We start from the raw sequence: 22967 nt of genomic DNA on the forward strand, positions 1-22967 counted from the left end.
CGCTGTATGACCCCCTGCTGCGGAAATTCGCTGCCCGATCCGTTCCCGAGCTATGAGAGCAATTCGCGACGCGTTGCCACGCTTCACCCCAATAGAACGGGGTTGCCAGTGACACCGCCGACCTCGTTTGCAACTAGAACAAAGTCCCAGGCTTTGGATGAAGTCAGGTACCAGCGCGAGCGCTACAGATCGACTGAAGCACCCGGTTAGTCATCGCTGCGCAGTCTGCACCAGCGAATGGAAAACTGCCAGTTAAGGCGCTCTTGAGCTCTGGTGCAAGTCGTCGTTTTAGCATTCGCCTAGCTCGGAAGTCTCTCGACTTGACCGTCGCCGGCGGGATTTCTAATGAGTTAGCCACTTCCTCCACACTCATGCCCTCTATGTGTCGAAGGATGAAAACCGTTCGGAAATCATCCGATAGGCAAGCAACTGCGCTTTCCAGCACATGGCGGATCTGCTGCTGTGCAAGCGACCCGTCGGGCAGCAGTGACGTTGTGGACCCACGCATCAGCTTGTCCCGATATTCCTGGAGGATTACCACCGAATTCTCATCTAGTCTTGCTCGCTGCCTATGGAGCAACCGCTTCCGGGCTAATGCCTCATTTATTGCTATTCTCGTCAGCCAGGTCGAAAGCGAGGATCGGCCTTCAAATTCCGCCGCAGCTGAGAAAGCTTTCATGAAGGAAGACTGGACGACGTCTTCTGCTTCTGTACGATCACCGAGGATTGACCATGCGGCGCGGAAGAGGCGTTGATTGTGGCGCTGCGTAATCACGCGAACCGCCGCTGGTTCTCCAGTGGAGAAGCCTTTCGCAAGGGAGATATCGTCCGATTGGTTGTAATCCAGCGTTTCGTGCACTCGCATTGGATTGCCTCCTGACGCGGTATCGTTCACTTGAAAACGGACAGAGAGCCCGTCATCGTGGGGTGATAAACGCAGTAGAATGCATGACGTCCAGGCCCAGGCACAACGGTTTTTCCACGGCCGCCCGGGGGAAGGTCCACATGGAAAGTTTGGTCCTTGGCGGTCGCCGTATGCCGGATGATGTCCTTGTTGATCCAGACAATCGTATCGCCCGCCTTAAGGTGCGGGGGCATCGGCCCGAACTTCATATTCGCGATCACAACAACATGCCCACGCGGAGTTGCTCCCGCAGGCGCCGGTGCTAACAAGGCAGCGCTGGCAATGGCTGTCGCAAAAGACTGAAACGGACCCATGGCGCGCTCCTCACTTCAATTGGCTCAGTAGATGTTCGGCATGCGATTGGTGCGCTTGAAACAAAGCCAGTCCGTTCTCCAGAAGCGACTTGAGCTGGGCGTTGCGGGCGTTAGGAATCAACGTGGTGCTTAGAGCTTCATTGACTTGACGGTGAAACGCGACCTCGTTCCGAATATAGGCTTTGTCGAAGGATGGGCCAGTCAGGCTGCCCAACTGCGCGGCTGTACCCCGGGCCTGAGATGTGAGTTTCTCGCTTGTCGCACTCGCTTCGGGCTTCACACCCAACTTCTTCAAAAGCGCGATCGCCTGCTGGTTAACTGCTTTGTGATCGCGGATCATGGTCTGCGCGAATTGGCGCACCGCGGGGTCGGCCGCCTGACGCAGCGCCTGCTCTCCCGCTTGCACATCGAGAAGGCCCGCCGTGTATGCAATTTGCGCGATCTGCGGATCGGTGGGGCCCTCTGCGGCTAGAGTGGCCGGTGAAACGGACAGGAGGAGGGCGGATGCAGAAGCGAGCAAGGTTTTGGCGATCATCGTTCTTCTCCCATGAGTAGGTCGGTAAGCCTTTGATGCCGGATTTCTCGATCGGTTCCCGCTGATTTCGCCTGTCGACAAGCTCTATTCCGGAGGATAGATGACCCTATCGCTGGCTAGCGCGGCTCCAGAGGATAGCTTTGCAGGCTCAATACGGCCTTGTCCCATGAGGTGCAGCACCCTCCAGCCGTCTGCGAGCAGATAATCAGAAATTATACGTCGATGGCAGCGCCACCACACGGCCTCCGAACACATAAGAGCGCACAACACTTCTCGGGCGAGATGCTTCAGTTGGTCCATGCCGCCGCGAAATTGCGGCGAAAGTGCGTAATCGGCATAGTTGTGAAAGCTCTGGTTCTCCCAAAAGGCATTCAGTTGAGGCGCTACGTTCTTCTGACGAGAACGACGGCCGCCAAGCGACTCGATCAGTACGTAGCGCATTTGAAAGCGGCTGAGTGTCTCCGGTAGACTGTCAAAATTATATTGAGGATTAGTCCGTGATCGTGGAACCGCCCGCACATCAACAACGCACTGGACTTCGCCACCGCGCAGGATGTCAATGAATTCTTCAATGGTGCGGGTGGAATGGCCTATCGTGTAAATCGGGCGTCCGTCGGGTGATGCGCTCATCCTTACTGCTCCAGAACGTCTTGGACTTGCCTGCGAAGCTCCGGGAGCACCTCGAGTTCGAACCAAGGGTTGGCAGAGACCCACATGCGAGAGCGCCAGGAGGGGTGGGGTAGTGGGAAATACTTCGGCAGAAACTCGCGAAATTGACGCACGCGCTCAGTCATCCGTCCGGCGCCGAGGGCATTCTCCTGTGCATAGGTGCCGACCAGCAGAGTCAATTTGATGCGCGGCAATTGGGTGAGCAGGCTATTTCGCCACAGTCTGGCACATTCGGGACGCGGAGCGGCATCTCCGCTTTTAGCTCTGCCAGGATAGCAGAAGCCGACCGGTACGATAGCGACTCTGCTGGCGTCATAAAATGTCTTGGATGTCACCCCCATCCAGTCGCGCAACCTATCTCCCGAAGGATCTGAAAAGGGGATACCTGATGTGTGGACTTTGGAGCCGGGCGCTTGGCTCGCGATGAGCAGCCTCGCCTGAGGCGACACTTGAATGACTGGCCGTGGCTCGACGGGAAGCAGGTGGGCGCAGGCACGACAACCTCTTATCGACGCAACCAAATCCTCAAAAACAACCACACCAACCCCAATCCAAGCCGTCATGCGGAGACGAAGGAAGAACATCCAAATGCCACTGGATTATAAAGGCACGGGCCCGTGTTGAGGTTCCTTAGCGGCAGGTTTGTTGGAATCGGGAACCTAAGCGTGCTCTCGACATCTAATGGCATGGCGGAAAAGCGCCAAAGTATCTGCAGCTTCTCACCGCAGGAGGGATCGCTATGCACCATTCAAACCCGAAAAGTACCGCCAGCGTAGCTGGTCACCCGCTTCATCCTATGTTGATCCCATTTCCAATCGCCTTCTTCGTTGGTGGCCTTGCGGTGGACATCGCCTACCGTCAAAGTTTGGATCCATTTTGGCCTATGGCGGCGACCTATCTCCTCGGGGCTGGCTTGGCCATGGCGGCGCTGGCGGCGCTTGCCGGTCTCACCGATTTTCTTGGTGACCGGCGCATACGCAGCTTGCGGGCTGCTTGGTACCACCTGATTGGGAACGTCACGGTCGTGCTGATCGAGACTATAAATCTATGGAGGCGTTTGGAAGACGGGATAAGCTTCGTCCTTCCGACTGGGCTTGGCCTCTCCATTGTCGCCACGCTCATGCTGTTGTTCAACGGCTGGAAGGGGTGGGAAATGGTTTACCGGCACCGCGTGGGCATTGCACAGGAAGCGAAAGACCTCACATCCAGCTGAACAGAATGAAGCACTGTGTTGCTTTCCTACATGTCCGTCGGATGCAGCCAGCCGTTACTACTTTCCTGCAAATCTTTAGATTGCAAAAACTCTGCAAAACTAAAGGCAAACGGCGAAAGAATATAAGCAAGAACATTGTATTGAAGCGCAATTATATTAATTGGACTTTACCTAATAGGAGGAGCAAGTTCGCAGTCATAGGGAATGTGAACGGTCCCTAACATCACACGGCAGCAAAAGGACTGTTATATGCTGGTCGACGATGCGAACAGGCTACCGACCGATTGCGGAGCTCCAAACACCGCGTGCGACAGTGAGCAGTCGGGCAATATCGATCGCATACAGAATTCCGATGATATCCAGCGAATGCTTATTCTTGGCCAAAAGAGTCGAGGGTTCGTGCACGACTTTAGGAACGTTCTTGGGGTGATTTCCGCAGCTGTACGTTTGGCTGAACGAAACGCTTCTGACCCTTCAGCGCTTGGCGGCTTTCTAACGGGAGCTCAGGAGGGGGTAGAACGCGGATTCCGGATGACAGCACGTCTGCTAAATTTTGCGAGCGGCCATGATTGCGACGTTCGCGCGCAGAATGTCAATGATGCTCTGGGGCGATTGCAATCGCTGTTGCAATATGCTGCTGGATCCGACATTCGAATTGTGATGCAGCTAGGTTCCGAATTACCCGATATTGATTTGGAACTTTCACAATTCAATGCAGCAATAATGAATCTTGTCGTCAACTCTCGAGATGCGACGCCTGATGGTGGTATTATCAAAATTAGCACTGCCTTGATCTTTCAATCTTTGTCACTCGATCACGAGCCCCAGCGCTATATACGCGTGCGAGTGAGAGATAACGGAACGGGCATGGATACGGACGTGAGTGGCAGAATTTTTGACCCATTCTTCACCACCAAGGCTGGAGCAGGTACCGGGCTGGGGGTCCCTCAAGTTGATGCTTTTATGAAGCAGGTCGGCGTCTCAATAAGGGTCGACACCGCATTGGGTGTCGGAACAACATTTGATCTCTTCTTTCCCGCTCCCGCCGCGGCTCGTGATGCCGACCATTCCATCTTGGCATCTAGATGAACCGGTAAAAAGGAAGACGGTGCCCGCAAAGGTTTGCCAACAGAATCAGCTGTCTCAGCCGGAGACGGGACAGTGGTATTCGAAAGACTGGCTTTTCGCAGCGTGGGAGCGCTAAAACTGCCCCAGCCACGGCTGGTGAGTGTCATAGCCGCCGTGACGACGTATGCCCGAAGTGAGCGAATGAGGCGACATTCCTACTTGCGGCCCAAGCAGGGTAAATTCATTAATGCCCAGATGAAAAGCTGGTGAATTGGATCGGCTTACCTACCATGCGTTATTGTAGTAACGTGCCAACTAAGTCATCGCTGACCCTATTATAATTTTATGGATTATGATGTCTTATACTTCCCGCCTAAAAAAGTTCAGAAGTAATTTTCCAGTGTCAAGTGTATCATCCGTCCACTAGAAAGTTCAAGAACAATGCTGCTACCCGGACGACGAAAACCTAATCGTTCGCCAGGTATCGGATAATTACGACTAATTGAGCGCCCGTCGACACTGACGACCGCATCATTGACGCGCAATCCTGCCTGCCATGCTGGACTTCCTTGTGCGACATGGGAGATAACCAGCTTCTTTTCTTCGCGGCTGCCAGAGATCCCGAGTCTGTCTCTCTGGATCTCGGAAGCCAGTATGTGTCGGTCCACCGTCGCTTGAAGTGACTTTCTACCTAAACTCAAAACCATGTGAAATGAGTGAAACAAGGGCCAGCCCAACGATATGGGCTCTGCTAGCTTCCAATTCTCCACTGCATGGACCGGAACATCATGTAGTTCGATCTCGCCGATTTGAACCGTGCGCAGTGAAAATGCGATATTGGTAAGGACGCCTTCTAGGCCGATAGATACGGCCGATGACTGAATCCTTTCATAAAGCAGCCCATGCTCCCGTGCATAATCCGCCGCGACGGTGATCGGCGTGTCGCTCCCTAAATCAAGTAGCGCTCTTACTCGTTGCCTTCCTTCCAGTATAAGATCGATCGACGGAAAGGCAGCGCGCTCACCCTGCAGGGGCAGTGTGAAATCGGCTCTAAAATCCGTATCTGGTTGCTTTTTGAGCCAACGGACGCGGTCCCCGATGAAATCTACCTCGACATCGATTATTCGAAGCACGTCGCGTCCAACGATCAAGGGAATGCGTTGACCGGACAGAGCGTCTAAGTCTGCCGCTCCATAGCTGTCGATGGGCAGATCGTGGACGATCGTGCCGGCGGCCTCGATAGTTTGCGCGCGATAGCTTAGCCCCGACACTCTACGGGTAAAGGATGTAGTTGAAGTTTCCCCAAGAGGTACAAGTCCCAATTCTCTCGCCAAGCTAGCGTTAATGATCGATCGAGAGGTGCCACTATCCACCAAAGCAGATACTGTCCGATCATTTAGCTTCACAGACGTGAAAATCATGCGTCGACGTCGAAGATCCATCGGCTCCCAAGGGTTGCCGATCTCCTCTGCAGCTCGAGTTCCAGCACAAATTTTCGAAGGTAATGACAGTTTGCCGAGCAGTCGTTTTAACAAGCGCGCCTCATCAGCTTTAGTGCCATCAAAAAGGATTTTTTCGGTGGGACAATTTCAAAGCGATGTAAAATAAGCGAATTATAAGCAAGACGAGAAAGATAGTCTAATTGAATCAGTCAGAATTCGAGTATGATCAGAAATATGACCGAGATATATCCGAATATTATATTGAGGATTATCTTTATTAATTATCCTGATCATCGCCATCATCCTGATGAGCGTGCCACCTGCACTCAATTCGCTCACAAAGCATTCCCATTAGAAAATCTTGAGAAAGGCAATCGAAACAGTGTTATTCGAAATAGAGAAAGCAAAAGCAGTGAACTTCAATATGAGACGGGATACAGGGCGAGTTCAGCGATGAATTGATGGTCTTAAGTCCATGCTAGGTCTTCATTACGAGCGCTCGCCAGTGGATGTGTTTTGGAATTTGCATCAGCTACTTTACGGCTGAATAACCTCACTTACCTCGTCATGGACGGGGAACGCGGGCTCTGATGTCGCCGTTGCCGGAATTTGCTCGCTGATCAGAATGGCGAATTTAGCTCCAGCGTAGCAGGTCCCCGGCTGATGCCACGCACGTGTCACAACTAGGATCTTACCATTGAGTTCAACTCGCTCTCCCGGCGTGGGGGGGGCGCAAAAAATGGAAGCGGCCAGCGGGTATGGCATTCTTATGGTCGCGGCCATTGAAGACATCAATCAACATCTCATTTCATCTCCAGCAGATTGAAATAGGTAATGGACCGCGTATTTTTCGTCACAGCAAATCTCCAAACTTAGGAGAAGTGGACGTAGCGGACCAGCAGTCGAAAAATTGCAACGCGACTGGCCGGTTAGTGATCACGTGCGGCTCCGGCAAGGCGCGCGCTCAAAGCAGCGATGCAGAGCGCAATTGCATGATTTCTATGTCCGTCCGCCCACGTGCCGTCCGCGCCCAGTACGACCGTACTCGCGCCATTTTCTTCGATCCAAAAGCCTGGAGGGACGAGTGTTGCGGCAGCCGAGCGGGCTTCTGAATAGCGTAGGGCACGCACGCGTGTGCCGTCGGCTTGGATCCAGATGCCGGTGTCTGCATCCTGCAGTTCAATCAGGGATGGAAAAACAGCCAAGGCGATCTGTGCATCCAGCGCACGGCTCGGCGCCGTGGCTCGTCTGCATGCTGCGATGGCGGCAGCCAATGCTACGGTGCGGGTGTCGGTATCCGAATATGAGGAAGAACGAGGCATGCTCATCTCGCGTGCTTCACGTTGTCGTGTCGTGGCAGACCTTCGGCGTGTCGAGAGACCGGCTCGCACACAGTGCGCAACAATCCATCGCTGATTGCGTAGATCCATCCGTGCAGTGTCACGTCAGCTTGCGCTTCCCACGCGGCGCGCACGATACGGTTGCTTGTGAGGGCTTTTACCTGGGCGACAACGTTGCGTTCGCAGAGGGCGTCAGCGTCTGCTTGCGTGGGCGCGGCTTCGCAGGGATGCTGATGATGCACCGCCCTTACAGGAGCGAGCCAATCGCCGATTGCATCGTGGGTGTCAGGTGCCATGGCAGCCTGAATGCCGCCACAGCCGTAGTGACCCACTACTATGACGTGTCGAACGCGCAGCACATCGATGGCGAATTGTAATGCCGCCGCGAAATTGGGATCATCCTCGATCGCAAGATTGGCAACGTTGCGATGTACGAACATCTCGCCGGGATCGAGGTTTACAATTTCAGTCGCGGGCACGCGGCTGTCTGAACAGCCTATCCAAAAGTAGCTGGGCCTCTGCTGGTCGATAAGCCGACTGAAGAAGCTGGGATCAACCAAGGTCTTGGATTGAGCCCATGCTCGGTTGCGGGTGAATAGGGCAGTCAGGTCATCACTGTTGTCGCGCTTAGTGGCCGCGGGCATTGCGTCTGCCGGCTTTTCCCCAAGATCCATCATTGAGCAGCTTCCTCGAGGTCGACGACTCTCAAATATGGTTTCAAGGTTTTGTAGCCTTGTGGGAACAGGCGTGAGGCCTCTTCATTGGATAATTTGGGCGAGATCACCACAGGCTCGCCCGGCTTCCAGTTGACAGGTGTGGCGATGCTGCGCGCATCTGTAAGCTGAAGACTGTCAATTGCACGCAGGATTTCTGCGAAATTTCGCCCGGTCGATGGCGGATAGGTCAGGATGAGACGAACCTTGCGCGAGGGGTCTATGACAAACACCGAACGAACCGTGACAGTCGGATCGCTCTCAGGATGGATCATATCGTACAGCGTAGAAACTCGGGCGTCGGGATCTGCGATCATTGGGAAATAGAGCTTCGCGCCCTGTGTTTCCTCTATGTCGCTCTCCCATCGGCGATGTGCTTCTACCGGATCGACCGAAAGCCCGATTGGCTTGACGTTGCGCTTGTCCCATTCGGGCCGAAGCTTGGCAACCTCGCCCAGCTCAGTGGTGCACACTGGAGTGAAATTTTTGGGATGGCTGAATAATACGCCCCAGCTTGACCCAAGCCAGTCGTGGAACCGCAGGACGCCGTGTGTGCTGTTCTCTTCGAAATCGGGGGCAATCTGCCCAAGCTGGATGGTCATGGAGACTCCTCATGGTGGCCAGCCCATTGTGGAGTGAATAAAAACATCAAGCAAATGAATGATATTGATACTTTACCACAACAACCTTGGTATAACTTATCGTCCTGCTGAACTCACGACGGAATACCGCTAGCGCCGAGGCAAGCCCTAACTGTGTTCCTCTTCTGGTCGGACCACTTGTGAGCAGCACAGCAATAATGCGGTCGACAATATAGCTTCAGTCACCGTGAGCCCATTAGCAGGCTGTGGCGGGGAGATCCCGCTCTTCTCTTATTCTGAGCGAGTTCCATGGTCCCTCCGCGTCACCTCAGTCTGCTTCATCGCTGCCTCGGGCCCCTGATTGCCATCCTTGCAGATCGAAGGGTTTGATAGTTGGGAGTCTGGCGGCCAAACTGAGGCTATATCGAACGGAGGTAGGATTTCATTTGATCTTTCACGAGCAATGTCCAGCCTTGACCAATTAAAGAATCCCGTGGCGATGCCAACGCAAACGCCAGCGAAGAAGACAATCGCCATAATGCCGATTTCCGTGCTAGAAACTATTCGAGCTCGGAAATGCAACACGCCGATACCTGTGATCATCAGCAGAATTGGTAGTGTCCATATTGCTGCATACTGCTGGTGCCTTCTACGCGGGTGCTCGGGCCTGAATGATCTTGGATGTTTCATCTTGCATCCTGCTCGAACTGCGAAATTTTCAGCCTTAGACTGCATGTCCCTTGCGCGGGCAATATCGGTCAGTTAGGATATATGAAGCAAACGAATATTATTGCACTATAGGCATAAGGAGTTTGCTGGATGGATATCAGTGTCGCCCGCACCTTTTTGGAGGTGGTGAAAACCGGCAGCTTCGTAGGTGCGGCGGCCAATCTCCATTTAACCCAGACGGCGATTAGTGCTCGTATCCGCGTGTTGGAGGAGCAACTCGATGGGCCGCTGTTTGTCCGCAATAAGGCTGGCGCGAAACTAACCCCCGCCGGAGAGCAGTTCCTGCGATTTGCAACCACTTTGGTTCAGGTTTGGGCCCGGGCTCAACAAGCAGTGGCTTTGCCGCCGGGGCGGGAAACGGTGGTGACTGTGGGAGCCGAGCTTAGTTTATGGAGTCCCCTCTTGCGACACTGGCTTCTTTGGATGCGGCGCGAATGCCCGGGAATTGCTGTGCGTACGCATATCGACGGGTCTGAGCGCCTCGTGGAACAGGTTCAAGAAGGCTCGCTGGATGTTGCTGTGCTTTATGCGGCCCCGAGCCGGCCAGGAATCATTGCGGAACTCCTCTTTGAAGAGAAGCTGGTTTTAGTTCGCACGACACCTACCGATCTGCCTCTCGCGCGAGAGGATCATGTGCAGGTAGATTGGGGCGAGGAATTTGCCGCTAGCCACCAGGCGGCCTTTCCCGACGAACCGAATGCCGTAGTGTCGATCAGTTATGGTCCGTTGGCCCTCGATTATATCCTTGCTACTGGCGGGAGTGGCTACTTTCGCGAGGGCTTCATTCGCTCATATCTTGACGAGGGGCGACTTGCGCTCGTTCCGAACACCCCTGAGTTCTCCTACTCTGCCTATGTGGTTCATTCGACCAAAGCCGATCAAGAGGTGATGGACCGCATCCGAACGGGCCTCCGGGAGGCCGCTGCGATTTCAGTGTGACAGGTGATCCATGATACCAGACGAGCCGTCATCTCCAGTCTGCTATATGGCCGAGGCCGAAGACATGTATATGGGCTACATCGGTCGCGATGAACTTCTGGACGAGCTCAATGCGTTGCTCGAAGCCGAGCGAGCGGGCGCTAAGGTTGCGCTTGCCAGCAGCACTGTGTTGGCCCCGCGCGGCTACATCGAACTCATGCTCACGGTTCGCGACGATGAAGCACGTTGGTGCGCTATGCTGGCAAAGCAGATCTGCCGGCTTGGAGCGAGGCCATCGCGCAAAACCGGTGCATTTCGGGAAAAGGCGCTGGCTATCTCGGAAGCCTATGATCGGCTGGCATTCCTCAATCGTGGCCAGGCATGGGTCATCCGCAAGCTTGAAAAGTTGCTGCCGCGCGTTCGGGACGGGCATCTGCACCGTGCCCTCAAAGAGATGCTGGAAAGTCATAAAGACAATGTCCGGAAAGCCGCTGATCTCCTTGATCGTGAACATTCCGGCCATTGAAACCACCGGTCGCGTTGTTCCTCCATGTCAACGCCAAGCTGCCAAGGCGGTATGCCCCGCCATTTTTGAGAAGGTGCAGGGCTAACGCGGGCGCCACAAACCTGCGGTTCGTAGGACAAATTCCTTTCGCGGCCCCGAGATTATAAGGCATTCAGATCGCTGCTGCAGCGGCCTTGAGCGAGCGCAAATCCATCGCTATGGCCCCTCCAGATCACATATGAATACGCATTAAGCGTAAGGAAATCATTGCATGGACATCGCCATTGCGCGGACTTTTCTCGAGGTGGTGAAGACTGGCAGCTTTGTAGGTGCCGCCTCCAATCTCAATCTCACCCAAACCGCAGTCAGCGCCCGCATCCGGGTTTTAGAGGAGCAGCTCGATTGTGCGGTATTCATCCGCAACAAGGCTGGAGCCAAACTGACCCCTGCTGGCGAGCAGTTCCTTAGGTTCGCTACGACGCTTGTCCAAGTCTGGGCCCGCGCCCAACGCGCAGTCGCTCTGCCACCGGGTCGGGAGACCGTAGTCACGGTGGGAGTGGAGCTTAGCCTCTGGAACCCGCTTCTTCGCCACTGGCTGCTTTGGATGCGGCGCGAGTGTCCTGAGATTGCGGTTCGAACACAGATCGACGCAGCCGAGAACCTAATGGAACAGGTCCAAGATGGATCACTCGATGTCGCGATTCTCTACGCCGCGCCGCATTGGCCAGGCGTGGTCGCTGAGCTGCTGTTCGAAGAAAAGCTGGTGATGGTGAGAACTCCACCCACTGCTGCTCCACTATCGCCGCAGGACCATGTGCAGATTGATTGGGGCGACGAGTTTGCGGCGAGTTTCCAAGCAGCATTCCCTGATCATCCTAATGCTGTCGTTTCGATCAGCTATGGTCCTTTAGCGTTGGAATACATTTTAGCGGCAGGTGGCAGCGGATATTTCCGGAAAGGCTTCGTGCGGCCCTACCTCGAGGACAACCGTCTTGCTCTGGTCCAAAACAGTCCTGAATTTTCCTATTCGGCTTATGTTGTGCACTCCACCAAAGCCGATCCGGGGGTGATGGACCGTATTCGTGAGGGGCTTCATGTCGCCGCCAAGATCGCGGTCTGAACCGAGCCTTCATCGTTGGATATGGATCAAGCGTTCGTTGCACAAGCCACCGGTAGGAACGCGTGATATCCTGGGTTGTGTATCGTGAGGAGATCCGGCGGTTGCGCCTGCAGATCTTGAAGATTTCACCACATTTATCGATATCTTTACTTTGCAGAACGGGCCTGTGTACTGTTAGAGGGCGAGGTTCGCCGAGAGATCATTTTGGACTTGTAACGGTTTTGTGCCGGTCACTTGAGAGTTTAAGGCTCGTTCAAGGAGACCGACGAGATGATGAAGCATAGTGAAGAGTTCAAGCAGGAGGCTGTGCGCATTGCGCTGACCAGCGGGTTGTCGCGCGGACGCGTCGCGTCAGATTTGGGTGTCGGCAAGTCGACGCTGAACAAATGGGTTTCGCATTATCGTCCATCGGACCTGGTGGCAGCGCCGCAGGCAGATCTGGCACGAGAGAATGAACGGCTTCGCCTTGAGAACCGCGTGCTTCGGGAGGAGAGGGAAATCCTAAAAAAGGCGACTCAGTTCTTCGCGAGCCAAAGGCCGTGAGGTTCGCCTTTGTGCACAGCTGGCGGCATCGGTGGCCGGTGGAGCTGATGTGCCGTGTCCTTCAGGTGAGCGAGCGCGGTTATCGTTCCTGGCGCTCGCGTCCAGTAAGTCATCGGGAGCGGACAGACATGAGGGTGCTGGCCCATATTCGGGAACAATATAGCCTGAGCCTTGGCAGCTACGGTCGTCCGAGGATGACGATGGAACTCAAGGAGGCGGGCCTTGATGTTGGTGAGCGTCGGGTCGGCCGCCTCATGCGGATCAACGGGATCAAGCCGGTCCGCACACGCAAACACAAGGTGACGACGGACAGCCACCATCGCCTGGGTGTCGCAGCGAACTGGTTGGATGGCGACTTTGCCGCCGATGCGCCAAATTGCAAATGGGCTGGCGACATCACCTATGTCTGGACATCGGAAGGCTGGCTCTACCTTGCCGTCATCCTCGACCTGCACAGCCGCCGTGTCGTTGGCTGGGCTGTCAGCGATAGGATGAAGAAGGATCTGGCCATCCGGGCATTGGATATGGCGGTGCGCCTGCGCAATCCGCCGCATGGCTGCATTTTTCATTCCGATCGCGGCAGCCAATATTGCTCCTATGACTACCAAAAGAAGCTGCAGGCCTACGGCCTGCGTCCATCCATGAGCGGCAAAGGCAATTGTTACGACAACTCCGCCGTCGAGACATTCTTCAAATCCCTGAAGGCGGAAATGATCTGGCGGCAGAGCTGGCCAACCCGGCGGCAAGCAGAGGCCGCCATCTTTCAGTACATCAATGGCTTCTACAACTCACGGCGGCGCCATTCATATCTGGGCGGGATCAGCCCACTCGCCTTTGAGGCCAAGGTGGCATAATGAGATAGGGGACCGGCGCAAAACCGTTACAAGTCCATCTTGGTCAAAGTCCTTCAGCCGTTCGTCTTGAAACGAACTCCGTGTTTGGCAAGGAATTTTCCCAGCACGACAGCCTGATTGATATGCCGATCTTGCGCACCGTATAGAAGCGTGGTGTTACGGGATTTGACGATGCCACAAAGCTGTTTGACCGGCTCGACGTTGTTCATCAGTTCGGCGCGATATTTTTCGGCAAATTCATCGAAACGGGCTGGCTCATGGTCGAACCACTCACGCAATTCCGCTGACGGTGCAATCTCCTTCAGCCATAGATCGAGAGCTGCCCTTGTCTTGGACACACCTCGTGGCCAAAGTCGATCCACCAAGACACGGAAGCCGTCAGTCGGAACCGCGGGGTCATATATGCGCTTGATGCGAAGCGTGCTCATCGCCTGCCTTCCGATGGTTTGCGTCCGATCCGGGCGGGTGGGTCACTAGCAGGAAAGGACTCGATCGACGCTTCATCAATAGCGTCGATGACGGATCCGCTTGCAAGCAGGAGCCGGACCTGGCGGCAGATCTCGATTACGCAGTCTCTGCGCTTTTCTTCGTTTAGCGTGACGCGAGTTCGAAAGCGGTCGTGCAAGACCTCTTCTGCTAAGATTTCCAGTGTGCCATCATCGATACGGTGGCGCAGCGCGATGTAACGGACCGCGTCTTCAAGCTGGCCAGGATCGATGGTATCGTCACCTTCACTGGGCATCGGACCGTTCCCGTTCTGCTAGGAGCAAGCCGATATCGGCCCCGACGCGCATGTCGTCCTCCGTGCCGAATGTATGCTTGCGCAGGCGGCCGCGGTGGTCGATCAGGACAAGTGTCGGCGTCCCCTGCATCCCATAGCCGGCCATGGTCTTCGGGATTGGACCCGCACCAGGAAGATCGACGCCCACAGGAAAGGTCAGCCGGAACTCGCGAATGAAGACAGCCAGTGCTTGGGGCGTCATTACCTCATTATGCTCAAACACGGTGTGGAAGCCGATGACGGCCAGATCGGCCGGATCGAAGGTCTGAGCGATGCGTTGCGCTTGCGGAAGGCTATTAATGACGCAGCCCGGACACAGCATCTGAAAGGCATGAAGAGCGACGACCTTGCCACGCAGGCTCTCAAGATCAAGTGGGCTTGAGCTATTGAACCATTCTGCCACATGCCAGTCCGGGGCGAGCGGGGCTGCAGCGCTTTTCATCATGATCACCTTCTATCACCATTTCGCTAGAGCTGAGCCAGATTGAACAAGGTCACCATCATGCCGATCGCGATGCCGAAGACCATCACCATCACCCCCGCGATACGCAGGAAAAGCCATTGAAAAGCCCACAATCACGAGGGTTATAGCGAAGAAATCGACTATGAATACATATATGGGCATCGTTGTTGATCCTTCATTCTCGTGCTTTTGAGGCTATTAGCCGCTGCAGGCTGCAAGGCCTTCATCAAGGCCGGCGAGTAGATCCCGTTCCGCCTCCAGACCAACGGAAAGCCGTAAGAGGCTGTCGGTGATGCCCGCGGTGGCACGCGCATCCTCGCCCATGTCAGCGTGCGTCATCGTAGCCGGATGAGCCACAAGGCTTTCAACGCCGCCGAGAGACTCCGCGAGTGTGAAGAACCGCACTGCGCTAAGGAACCGGCGCACGGAGAGAACGCCGCCGTGCAGCTCGAAACTCAGCATCGCGCCGAATCCGCGCTGCTGCCGCGAAGCGATCGCATGGCTTGGATGCGTTGGCAGGCCCGGGTAGTGAACCTTCGCCACAGCAGGATGGTTCTCGAGGAATTGGGCAACCGCCATCGCGTTGACCTGCTGCTGCTCCATGCGGGGAAAGAGCGTGCGCAGTCCACGCAACGTCAGCCATGAATCGAAGGGAGCGCCAGCGCAGCCGACAACATTCGCCCAATGCCGCAGTTGCTCTACCTGGGCTGGGTCGGCTGCGACAATTGCTCCCCCGATCACGTCTGAATGGCCATTCAGATATTTGGTCGTGGAGTGGATCACATAATCCGCACCGAGTTCGATAGGACGTTGGATCGCGGGTGACAGGAAAGTGTTGTCGACCGCGACCGTTGCGCCCGCTGACCGTGCTTTGCGCGAGAGGGCAGCAATATCGACGACTCGCATCAAGGGATTGCTTGGGGTCTCAATAAGGACGAGCGCGGGTACTTCCTCCAATGCGGTTTCGAATGCGCTCATTTCGGACTGGTTGACAAACCGGACGCTGCAGTGGCCAAGATCTGCACGTGCCTTGAGCAGCCGCATGGTGCCACCATAGCAGTCATGCGGGGCAAGGATCAGATCGTCGGGCCGTCTTCTGCCGACGAGGAGATCAAGCGCGGACATTCCGCTCGAAGTGATGACTGCTCCAGCTCCCCTTTCGAGTTTGGAAAGAGCGTCGCTCAGCAGCTCCCGATTAGGATTTCCTGCTCGACCATAATCGTAGACGCGGGGCTCATCGTAGCCGGCGAACTCATAGGTGCTCGACAGGTAGAGAGGGGGGGCGACGGCACCAAATGTGGGGTCGCTCGCCACGCCGTAGGCCGACGTGACAGTCTGGGGGCGCGGATTGTCGTCTGTGCGATCAGTCATTGAAAAAGCGCCCTTCCATGACTTCGCGCACGATGCCGACGCGAATGGTGAAATCTCCGAAATGCTCGCCGGGCAATCGCTCACGAGCATAGTGTGCGAGAGCGTCGGTCAGAACTTTCAGGATCGTTGCTTCCCCAACATTCTCTCGGACCATGCGGTTCAGGCGTTCGCCGTGGAAGCCGCCGCCAAAATAGAGATTATACCTCCCGGGCGCTCGCCCAGTCAGCCCAATTTCGGCAACATAGGGGCGCGAGCATCCATTCGGGCAGCCGCTCATCCGGACCGTAATCGGCTCGTTTGAAAGACCATGCTCGGCAAGGATCGCCTCGATCTTGCTCAGCAGGGAAGGCAAATAGCGCTCACTTTCGGCCATCGCGAGCCCGCAGGTTGGCAGAGCGACGCAGGCGATAGCGCTACGCCGTATTGCCGAAACTTGATCGATATTCGGCAGATGTTCAGCTAATATCGCATCGATCCCGGCTCGTTTGTCTGCCTCGACGCCGGCGACGATGAGATTTTGGTTTGCTGTTAGCCTGAATGTCCCTTGGTGCACTCGAGCGACGTCGCGGAGCGCGTCGAGCAATTTTAGGTTGAGACGTCCATTTTCGATGACAAGCGTTCGGTGGTAGCGACCATCAGGCGTGGCATTCCAGCCATAGCTGTCGCCGTTCGAGGTGAACTGGAATGCGCGCGCGTCTTCGAACACGAAGTCCATGCGCCGCTCAATTTCCACCTTGATCCTGTTTAGACCCTTGTCGTCGATCGTATATTTGAAGCGAGCGCGTTGGCGGTTTTGCCGATCACCGTAGTCGCGCTGGACTGCCATGACCGCGTCGACACAGGTGATGACACGCTCAACGGGCACAAATCCAATTACGCTGGCAAGCCGTGGATAGGTTTCGAGGGCCTGGTCGGTGCGGCCCATGCCACCGCCGATCGCGACGTTGAACCCGATCAGCTGCTCTTCATCGGCGATCGCAATCAGCCCGAGATCCTGTGCATAAACATCGATATCGTTCGACGGTGGCAGCGCGAAACCGATCTTGAACTTACGTGGTAGATAGGTGCGGCCGTAAAATGGCTCCTCCGCCTTTGACGTGCCGATACGCTCGCTGCCATACCAGATCTCGTGATAGGCTCGGGTTTTGGGAATGACGTGGTCACTGACGCGCTTTGCCAGGGCTGCGACCTCAGCATGAAAGCGTGAGCTTTGGGGATCTGCCGTACACATCACGCCGCGACTGTCGTCGCCGCACGCAGCTATGGTGTCGAGCAGCGTCTCGTGCAAACCTTGGATGATCGGCAGCAGACGGTCTTTCAAGACCCAATGGAACTGAAAGGTTTGGCGGCTCGTGAGGCGCAGCGTTTCGCCGCCGTGCGCGCGGGCAAGTGCATCAAGTTTCAGCCATTGGGCGGGCGTGCACACGCCGCCGGGCAACCGGACGCGGATCATGAATTGGTAGGCAGGCTCGAGCTTCTGGCGCCGACGTTCGTCGCGCAGGTCGCGATCATCCTGCTGGTAGATTCCGTGGAACTTCATCAGCTTCACGTCGTCAGAGGAGGGGACGGCGCCGGTGATCTGGTCGAGTAGGCCTTCGGCGATCGTACCGCGCAGATAGTCACTGCGGTCCTTCATGCGCTCATCCGGACTGAGCCTTTCAAGTGGCTGAGACAGGTCGTGCGTGCGGTCAATGAGGGTTTCATCGGGCATATCCGGCCTCTTCAATAGACATCGCGCTGGTAGCGGTGATCGGCCTGGAGGGAGCGGACATAGTCCTCAGCTGCCTCGCGGCCCGTATGAGCTTCACGTGCCACGATATCGACCAGAGCATTGTGGACGTCAGGCGCAAGATTGGCGGCGTCGCCGCAGACGTAAACATGCGCTCCTTCCTCAAGCCAAGCGAAGATTTCGTGGCTCTGCTCTTTCATACGGTGCTGAACATAGACTTTGTCAGCGCTATCACGCGAAAAGGCGACGTCCATGCGCGTTAGCGTTCCGTCCTTTAGCCAACTCTGCCACTCGCGTTGGTACAGAAAGTCGGTGCGAAAGTTCCGCTCCCCAAAAAACAGCCAGCTTTTGCCGGAGACACCCTTCGCCTCACGGTCTTGCAGGAAAGCTCGATAGGGCGCGACGCCTGTTCCAGCTCCGATCATCAAGATCGGCGCATCATTCGCCGGCAGCCGGAAATGATGATTGCTCTGGATGTAAACAGGCAAGACGGTGTCGATATGCGCGCGGTCTGCAAGAAGGCCGGAGGCAACCCCGCAGCGCGCTGCGCCGTGGAGGGTGTACCGGACCGGGGCCACCGTGAGATGGGCTTCATTGGGCGCAGCGCTGAGGCTCGAGGCCAACGAATAGAGACGTGGCTGGAGCGGCCGAAGTGCCGAGATAAAACTCTGTGGCTTCATGTCCTGCACGGGGAAGCGGCGGATGACATCGATCAGGTGATGGGTGCGCAGAAACACCGAACGTTCGCCGGCGCGGTCCTCATCCTGCATCTGTGTAAGCAGCGAGGCACCGCTGACGAGTGCCCAGTAATCGATGAAGCGCGGCGTTGCTGCCGTGATTTCGAAGCGCACGGTCAAAGCTTCACCAAGTGTACAATGGCTATCTTTCAGCTCGACATCGGCGTCGGCGGAAAGCCCGAGTGCATCGAGCAACTCGGCAACAACGGCAGGATCGTTCTGAACCGCGATGCCCAGAGCATCGCCCGGGTCGTAAGAGAGGCCCGAGCCTGCTAGTGAGAATTCGAGGTGCCGGGTTTCCTTGGATGAGCCGCGGCCCACGATCGCGATGTTTTCGATGATCGTAGCTGGGAAGGGGTTGCGCTTGTCGTAAGTCGCCGTCGGCGCGCAGGCGGCTGTACTGAACAGATTGGCGCTCGGTACGCGGTTCCCCGTGGCTTTGGTGACAAGCGCATCGAGGATTGACGTGATCCAGGCTTTCGTAGGTTCTTCATAATCCACATCGCAGTCGACCCGGGGGGCGAGACGCTCCGCGCCGAGTTCCTCAAAGCGCTGATCAAGACGTTTTCCGGCCTGACAATAATATTCATAGGTTGAATCGCCGAGCGCGAGCACGGCGAATCTGGCGCCTTTGAGATTAGGCGCCTTGCGGCCCTCGGCATACTCGAAGAAGCCCGTCGCTGGCTGTGGCGGGTCACCTTCACCGTATGTGCTGACGATGATCAGCAGATCCTGCTCCTGACCAAGCTGACGAACTTTATAGTCTGCCATATCGCAAAGGGTGCAGCTCAGTCCCTTGTCGATAGCGGAGGCTGCGAGCGTCCTAGCAACCTCAGCGGCATTTCCAGTCTCGGTGCCGTAAAGTATGGTAAGCGTGCGTGCCGGTGCTGACGCGATCGATTGCGGTTGCGGCATCCGAAATCCGGCTTCAAGCCCGGCGAAATAGCCGCTAAGCCAACGCGCCTGCTTTCGATCAAGTGACCGGGCTATTTTCTCGACCAGTATGGATTGTTCCAGAGTTAGGAGATCTCCCAAAAGTTCATTTGCAGACAAGCGCTCGCTCCTCAGCGTACAGCGTCTCCTTGCGGCAGCGTTACCATCAAGCATGATCGGCCAGCACACCGCGTCGAAGGATCCTTAGAAAGAACCTTTGCTCAGCATATCTCCATGATGCAAATGAATATTATTTCTGCTTCCAAGCAATATTAATGATAGAAGACAGCCATCGGGTTCCTTTGTTTGTGCCCCTCTCTCCGCATGCTCCTGCTGTATTGCCGCACAAAATGACAGTAAAAAAGTTGTTGCTAAACTCCAATAACAATCGCTTGCTTGGGCAGAAATGACCCCCATTTATGCTGAGGCTGCCATCCAGCCTCCATGGAAAGGGCATCGGAGCGGCTTGTGTTTGAAGGAGGATATGATGGTCTGGACCAACATATTGGCACCCGTTTTGGGGGGCACAAGTGATGCACAGGCGCTGTCAGTCGCTAAAGCGCTTGCCGTCCCATTTAGTGCGACGATTTCAGTGGTATTCGCCTCGCCGTCACCGACCAGTCTGTTCAATTGGGTAGCGCTGGAGGGCGGCTTGAGTGTGACCGATATGGCTGTGACTGCAATTGAGGCGGAAACCGACCGGCTGCGCGCTCGCTGCCGCCGTCTCTTGGCAGAATTGGATTACCCTAACATTCTGTATGAGGAGGTGACCACCGATGACTGGCTCGGACTTAGGTCCGCCGCCCGGCTAGCCGATGTTGTGATCTGGGAGCGATCGGCTGCCGAAGGCAATGGTTTGTTTGCTGGGGCATTCCAGCAGCTTCTGCTCGATGAACGCCGGCCCGCTTTCCTTGCCGACAGGCCACCCGTGATGGGCGGGACCGTAGCAATCGCGTGGGATGGGGGCAGGGAATCATCCCGCGCCTTGCGTCGTTCGATCCCGCTGCTTAGACACGCCGATCGCGTGGTCCTCCTGACGGTGCTCGATAACACGGGGCGGCCGTCCGATGGCGCGCGAGGAGTTCGGTATCTTTTGGATCAGGGAATACGCATCGATACCCAGATCGTGCATACCGAGGGGGACCCCGGTCCGGCCATAATCGATGCATCAAGGGACATGGACGCAAGCTTGTTGGTAGCTGGCGCGTTTGGCCACCCGCGACTTCACCGTTTCATCTTCGGCGGTACGACCCAATATCTGCTCGAAAGCAAGCATCGCCCGGCCTTGTTTTTGTCCCACTAAGAGCGTGCATGATCGCTACTGCCATAGGCGCAGATTGCCGGAACCTGCGGCTGCATAAAATGCAGCAGGTTTTGTTTACTAGTTTGAAAGTTGCGTCCCCCAAATGGGAGGCGTGGCCGACTGTGTTGCCATTCCAAGATGAGGGATGATGAGTTTTGGGCTATGTTTTTGCAGGTAATGCTTTCACCCTTGTTCTGGTGCTTCCCGATTTTTCCACGCCATTTCCCAGGGCAGCTGTACACCGGTGGACCGGGCAATCAGAACGGACAAGATCCCGACTTGTTGCATCTGATGAACAAAGTGGCCTGACATAGCCGTTCGAACTGTCGGCGTCATGATCATGGCGTTCGGAGTTGCACTCGCGGAATGTTGGCGCTTTTTCACCTTAGTTAGAAATTGGGTTGGTTGAGCTTTGCTGTGCTGATTTGAAAACGAAACGTGATCGGCCAGTTTCCGCCTGCCTGTGGGCGCCGCGCGCTTTGAGCAGATCCTGGCGTGAGAGTATGCCGATCACGCGATGAGTGTCTCTCTCGACAATGGGTATGCGCCCAATCCCGCTGTCAATGATCATGTCCGCCACGACGCCCGAAGGAGTGTCGGCGAAGGCGACCGGTTGTGCTGCGTCTGAAATCGCTTCGCTGAGCGGAGTCTCCGCTTCGCGGGGATCAACCTGCCAGCGCAGAGCGTCGGTTCTTGAAACTAGACCAATGAGACGTTGCTCCTCATTTACTACGGGATAGCTGCGATGGCGGGCGTCGCCCGAGAAGAAGTTTAGCGCCTCCGACTTGGTCATGGATCCCGGCAAGGTATCGGGATTCTCCGTCATAAGCTGCCCCGCTTGCAGCAGGTCGAGAGCATCGACTGTATATTCCTGAAGTATGTGGCGACCGCGGCGGGCAATTTTTTCAGTCAGGATAGACCGCCTCATTAGGAGGACGCTAATACCATAAGCTGCCGCCGCAGACGTCATCGTAAGGGGTAGGGCACTGAAATGAGCAGTGAGCTCAGCGGCAAACATGGCGCCCGTTAGTGGGGCGCGCATCGCTCCGCTCATGATGCCCGCCATTCCTATCATAGCCCAGAAGCCCGCTTCCCCCGGGAGAAATTGGCCCATGAGAAAGCCTGCTGCACCACCCAGGATGAGGAGGGGAGCGAGCACACCGCCAGACGTTCCAGATCCCAGCGCGATCAGCCAGACCACAGCTTTGACGACAAGCAACGCCATCGCGACCCTGAGAGTAAGTGAGCCGTTCAGCAACGCATCGATGTTGCCGTAACCAGCTCCCAGAACGTGGGCGTCGATCAAACCTCCTACACCTACCGCAATCGCTCCGATCGCTGGCCACCACATCCAGTGCACGGGCAGCTTTTGAAAGAGATCCTCGATATAGTAGAGCGAGCTGGAAAGCAGTGCGGCCTGCAGACCGACTCCAATTCCCACAGCTGCCGCTGCTGCCAAATTCCAGTCCGTTTTTGGAAACAGGCCCGCCATGGGAAACATCGGGCCTGAGCCGAGCAGGTGAGGGCGCAAAGCGAACGCTACCATCGCAGCGACGACCACAGGCACGAAGCTGCGCGGCTTCCATTCGAAAAGCAAGACTTCGATGGCGAGCAGAATAGCGGCAAGCGGCGTTCCGAATATTGCCGTCATTCCCGCCGCTGCGCCAGCTACAAGTAAGGTTTTGCGTTCGGCGGCGCTCAGATGGAAGCATTGCGCGAACAGGGATCCGATAGCGCCGCCGGTCATGATAATCGGCCCCTCCGCACCAAATGGTCCTCCGCTACCGATCGAAATGGCCGATGATATTGGCTTGAGCAGAGCGACTTTGACGGAAAGGCGGCTTTCGCCGAAGAGGATCGTCTCGATCGCTTCGGGAATGCCATGTCCCCGTATCTTTTCAGAACCAAAACGTGCCATCAGCCCGACGATGAGACTTCCCAGAATAGGTATGGCGACCAACCACAAACCAAGGGAAGCATCCGTGATGTGTACATCGTCGATGGAAAAGCGCCCGAACCAGAAGAGATTGGTAGCAAAGGCAATGAGCTTAACAAGGATCCATGCACCCATGGCCCCGCCAGAGCCAACCACAATGGCCATAGCCGCGAGCAGCAGCATGCGTCGATCGACGCTATGATCGCCCAGTTTAAGATGTTCGACGGCGCGTGCAGGTGTAGGTGACATTAAAATAACTGGCCCTT

At 56.0% G+C, this 22967-nt stretch carries 23 protein-coding genes; 8 read left to right on the forward strand and 15 right to left on the reverse strand.

Annotated features, from left to right (window positions below; translation table 11 throughout):
- Positions 1 to 163 precede the first annotated feature (163 nt).
- The 5 genes from IZV00_RS02010 to IZV00_RS02030 form a co-directional block, all read right to left on the reverse strand.
- Entirely contained in the window at positions 164 to 865 is a 702-nt protein-coding gene (locus IZV00_RS02010) for an RNA polymerase sigma factor (RefSeq protein ID WP_196225556.1), read from the reverse strand.
- Positions 866 to 891: 26 nt separating this feature from the next.
- Positions 892 to 1218, reverse strand: coding sequence for a cupredoxin domain-containing protein (locus tag IZV00_RS21465; protein WP_196225557.1), 327 nt, complete (start codon positions 1216 to 1218; stop codon positions 892 to 894).
- A gap of 10 nt (positions 1219 to 1228) precedes the next feature.
- Positions 1229 to 1753, reverse strand: a complete 525-nt coding sequence (locus IZV00_RS02020; RefSeq protein ID WP_196225558.1) for a DUF4142 domain-containing protein — start codon at positions 1751 to 1753, stop codon at positions 1229 to 1231.
- 84 nt (positions 1754 to 1837) lie between these two features.
- Positions 1838 to 2383, reverse strand: a complete 546-nt coding sequence (locus IZV00_RS02025; RefSeq protein ID WP_196225559.1) for a DUF488 domain-containing protein — start codon at positions 2381 to 2383, stop codon at positions 1838 to 1840.
- Positions 2384 to 2385: 2 nt separating this feature from the next.
- Positions 2386 to 3006 (reverse strand): uracil-DNA glycosylase family protein, encoded by a 621-nt coding sequence (locus IZV00_RS02030; RefSeq protein WP_329604477.1) that lies wholly within the window; start codon positions 3004 to 3006, stop codon positions 2386 to 2388.
- A 155-nt stretch (positions 3007 to 3161) separates the two neighbouring features.
- Here IZV00_RS02030 and IZV00_RS02035 point away from each other — a divergent pair, with 155 nt between their 5' ends.
- Together IZV00_RS02035 and IZV00_RS02040 are read left to right on the forward strand one after the other, a co-directional pair.
- Positions 3162 to 3635: a DUF2231 domain-containing protein gene (locus IZV00_RS02035; RefSeq protein ID WP_196225561.1), complete on the forward strand. Its 474-nt coding sequence runs from the start codon at positions 3162 to 3164 to the stop codon at positions 3633 to 3635.
- 249 nt (positions 3636 to 3884) lie between these two features.
- On the forward strand, positions 3885 to 4724 hold the full coding sequence (locus IZV00_RS02040) for a two-component system sensor histidine kinase NtrB (RefSeq protein ID WP_230463257.1): 840 nt from the start codon (positions 3885 to 3887) through the stop codon (positions 4722 to 4724).
- A gap of 362 nt (positions 4725 to 5086) precedes the next feature.
- On the opposite strand, the gene IZV00_RS02045 is transcribed toward IZV00_RS02040, so the two are convergent.
- Positions 5087 to 6145 carry an aspartyl protease family protein gene (locus IZV00_RS02045; RefSeq protein WP_196226458.1) on the reverse strand — a complete coding sequence of 353 codons (1059 nt, stop codon included), beginning with the start codon at positions 6143 to 6145 and terminating at the stop codon, positions 5087 to 5089.
- Positions 6146 to 6379: 234 nt separating this feature from the next.
- On the opposite strand from IZV00_RS02045, the gene IZV00_RS02050 reads away from it, so the two are divergent.
- Positions 6380 to 6607, forward strand: a complete 228-nt coding sequence (locus IZV00_RS02050; RefSeq protein ID WP_196225562.1) for a hypothetical protein — start codon at positions 6380 to 6382, stop codon at positions 6605 to 6607.
- 862 nt (positions 6608 to 7469) lie between these two features.
- On the opposite strand, the gene IZV00_RS02055 is transcribed toward IZV00_RS02050, so the two are convergent.
- A complete protein-coding gene (locus tag IZV00_RS02055) occupies positions 7470 to 8162 on the reverse strand; it encodes a carbonic anhydrase (protein WP_230463258.1) in 693 nt (230 codons plus the stop codon).
- Entirely contained in the window at positions 8159 to 8800 is a 642-nt protein-coding gene (locus tag IZV00_RS02060; protein ID WP_167302967.1) for a peroxiredoxin, read from the reverse strand. The genes IZV00_RS02055 and IZV00_RS02060 overlap by 4 nt, the downstream gene beginning before the upstream one ends.
- A 798-nt stretch (positions 8801 to 9598) precedes the next feature.
- On the opposite strand from IZV00_RS02060, the gene IZV00_RS02065 reads away from it, so the two are divergent.
- The 4 genes from IZV00_RS02065 to IZV00_RS02080 all read left to right on the forward strand — a co-directional run bounded on the left by IZV00_RS02065 (position 9599) and on the right by IZV00_RS02080 (position 13448).
- Positions 9599 to 10447, forward strand: coding sequence for a LysR family transcriptional regulator (locus IZV00_RS02065; protein ID WP_196225563.1), 849 nt, complete (start codon positions 9599 to 9601; stop codon positions 10445 to 10447).
- A 46-nt stretch (positions 10448 to 10493) separates the two neighbouring features.
- On the forward strand, positions 10494 to 10952 hold the full coding sequence (locus IZV00_RS02070) for a DUF6306 domain-containing protein (protein WP_230463259.1): 459 nt from the start codon (positions 10494 to 10496) through the stop codon (positions 10950 to 10952).
- Positions 10953 to 11202: 250 nt separating this feature from the next.
- Complete coding sequence (locus IZV00_RS02075; RefSeq protein WP_196225565.1) at positions 11203 to 12051, forward strand: LysR family transcriptional regulator; 849 nt, start codon at positions 11203 to 11205, stop codon at positions 12049 to 12051.
- Positions 12052 to 12321: 270 nt separating this feature from the next.
- Positions 12322 to 13448 (forward strand): IS3 family transposase gene (locus IZV00_RS02080; protein ID WP_202981374.1). Its coding sequence is split into 2 segments (ribosomal slippage): positions 12322 to 12553 and positions 12553 to 13448, totalling 1128 coding nucleotides; the frame shifts between segments, so codons are not numbered across the junction.
- A 53-nt stretch (positions 13449 to 13501) separates the two neighbouring features.
- On the opposite strand, the gene IZV00_RS02085 is transcribed toward IZV00_RS02080, so the two are convergent.
- The 6 genes from IZV00_RS02085 to IZV00_RS02110 form a co-directional block, all read right to left on the reverse strand.
- On the reverse strand, positions 13502 to 13876 hold the full coding sequence (locus tag IZV00_RS02085) for a DUF488 domain-containing protein (protein WP_196225566.1): 375 nt from the start codon (positions 13874 to 13876) through the stop codon (positions 13502 to 13504).
- A complete protein-coding gene (locus IZV00_RS02090; protein ID WP_196225567.1) occupies positions 13873 to 14190 on the reverse strand; it encodes a hypothetical protein in 318 nt (105 codons plus the stop codon). The genes IZV00_RS02085 and IZV00_RS02090 overlap by 4 nt, the downstream gene beginning before the upstream one ends.
- Positions 14180 to 14674: a TlpA family protein disulfide reductase gene (locus IZV00_RS02095; protein WP_230463260.1), complete on the reverse strand. Its 495-nt coding sequence runs from the start codon at positions 14672 to 14674 to the stop codon at positions 14180 to 14182. The genes IZV00_RS02090 and IZV00_RS02095 overlap by 11 nt, the downstream gene beginning before the upstream one ends.
- Before the next feature lie 216 nt (positions 14675 to 14890).
- Complete coding sequence (metB, locus tag IZV00_RS02100) at positions 14891 to 16063, reverse strand: cystathionine gamma-synthase (protein WP_196225568.1); 1173 nt, start codon at positions 16061 to 16063, stop codon at positions 14891 to 14893.
- Entirely contained in the window at positions 16056 to 17774 is a 1719-nt protein-coding gene (locus tag IZV00_RS02105; RefSeq protein WP_196225569.1) for an NADPH-dependent assimilatory sulfite reductase hemoprotein subunit, read from the reverse strand. Before IZV00_RS02105 ends, metB begins: the two co-directional genes overlap by 8 nt.
- A gap of 11 nt (positions 17775 to 17785) precedes the next feature.
- Positions 17786 to 19582 (reverse strand): assimilatory sulfite reductase (NADPH) flavoprotein subunit, encoded by a 1797-nt coding sequence (locus IZV00_RS02110; RefSeq protein WP_230463261.1) that lies wholly within the window; start codon positions 19580 to 19582, stop codon positions 17786 to 17788.
- Between the two features lie 364 nt (positions 19583 to 19946).
- Between IZV00_RS02110 and IZV00_RS02115 the strand changes: the two genes are divergently transcribed.
- Positions 19947 to 20765 carry a universal stress protein gene (locus tag IZV00_RS02115; protein ID WP_230463262.1) on the forward strand — a complete coding sequence of 273 codons (819 nt, stop codon included), beginning with the start codon at positions 19947 to 19949 and terminating at the stop codon, positions 20763 to 20765.
- A 385-nt stretch (positions 20766 to 21150) separates the two neighbouring features.
- Here IZV00_RS02115 and IZV00_RS02120 read toward each other — a convergent pair whose 3' ends face one another.
- The gene (locus tag IZV00_RS02120; protein WP_196225571.1) at positions 21151 to 22950 is read right to left on the reverse strand and encodes a chloride channel protein; all 1800 of its coding nucleotides are present in this window, start codon (positions 22948 to 22950) and stop codon (positions 21151 to 21153) included.
- Positions 22951 to 22967: the final 17 nt, after the last annotated feature.

Source organism: Sphingobium sp. Cam5-1, assembly GCF_015693305.1.
Classification (GTDB): domain Bacteria; phylum Pseudomonadota; class Alphaproteobacteria; order Sphingomonadales; family Sphingomonadaceae; genus Sphingobium.

Bases quoted from the DNA above. Each gene is read 5' to 3' on its own strand.
- IZV00_RS02010 (WP_196225556.1), bottom strand. From the start codon at position 865: ATGCGAGTGCACGAAACGCTGGATTACAACCAATCGGACGATATCTCC.
- IZV00_RS21465 (WP_196225557.1), bottom strand. From the start codon at position 1,218: ATGGGTCCGTTTCAGTCTTTTGCGACAGCCATTGCCAGCGCTGCCTTG.
- IZV00_RS02020 (WP_196225558.1), bottom strand. From the start codon at position 1,753: ATGATCGCCAAAACCTTGCTCGCTTCTGCATCCGCCCTCCTCCTGTCC.
- IZV00_RS02025 (WP_196225559.1), bottom strand. From the start codon at position 2,383: ATGAGCGCATCACCCGACGGACGCCCGATTTACACGATAGGCCATTCC.
- IZV00_RS02030 (WP_329604477.1), bottom strand. From the start codon at position 3,006: ATGTTCTTCCTTCGTCTCCGCATGACGGCTTGGATTGGGGTTGGTGTG.
- IZV00_RS02035 (WP_196225561.1), top strand. From the start codon at position 3,162: ATGCACCATTCAAACCCGAAAAGTACCGCCAGCGTAGCTGGTCACCCG.
- IZV00_RS02040 (WP_230463257.1), top strand. From the start codon at position 3,885: ATGCTGGTCGACGATGCGAACAGGCTACCGACCGATTGCGGAGCTCCA.
- IZV00_RS02045 (WP_196226458.1), bottom strand. From the start codon at position 6,145: ATGGATCTTCGACGTCGACGCATGATTTTCACGTCTGTGAAGCTAAAT.
- IZV00_RS02050 (WP_196225562.1), top strand. From the start codon at position 6,380: ATGACCGAGATATATCCGAATATTATATTGAGGATTATCTTTATTAAT.
- IZV00_RS02055 (WP_230463258.1), bottom strand. From the start codon at position 8,162: ATGATGGATCTTGGGGAAAAGCCGGCAGACGCAATGCCCGCGGCCACT.
- IZV00_RS02060 (WP_167302967.1), bottom strand. From the start codon at position 8,800: ATGACCATCCAGCTTGGGCAGATTGCCCCCGATTTCGAAGAGAACAGC.
- IZV00_RS02065 (WP_196225563.1), top strand. From the start codon at position 9,599: ATGGATATCAGTGTCGCCCGCACCTTTTTGGAGGTGGTGAAAACCGGC.
- IZV00_RS02070 (WP_230463259.1), top strand. From the start codon at position 10,494: ATGGCCGAGGCCGAAGACATGTATATGGGCTACATCGGTCGCGATGAA.
- IZV00_RS02075 (WP_196225565.1), top strand. From the start codon at position 11,203: ATGGACATCGCCATTGCGCGGACTTTTCTCGAGGTGGTGAAGACTGGC.
- IZV00_RS02085 (WP_196225566.1), bottom strand. From the start codon at position 13,876: ATGAGCACGCTTCGCATCAAGCGCATATATGACCCCGCGGTTCCGACT.
- IZV00_RS02090 (WP_196225567.1), bottom strand. From the start codon at position 14,190: ATGCCCAGTGAAGGTGACGATACCATCGATCCTGGCCAGCTTGAAGAC.
- IZV00_RS02095 (WP_230463260.1), bottom strand. From the start codon at position 14,674: ATGATGAAAAGCGCTGCAGCCCCGCTCGCCCCGGACTGGCATGTGGCA.
- metB (WP_196225568.1), bottom strand. From the start codon at position 16,063: ATGACTGATCGCACAGACGACAATCCGCGCCCCCAGACTGTCACGTCG.
- IZV00_RS02105 (WP_196225569.1), bottom strand. From the start codon at position 17,774: ATGCCCGATGAAACCCTCATTGACCGCACGCACGACCTGTCTCAGCCA.
- IZV00_RS02115 (WP_230463262.1), top strand. From the start codon at position 19,947: ATGATGGTCTGGACCAACATATTGGCACCCGTTTTGGGGGGCACAAGT.
- IZV00_RS02120 (WP_196225571.1), bottom strand. From the start codon at position 22,950: ATGTCACCTACACCTGCACGCGCCGTCGAACATCTTAAACTGGGCGAT.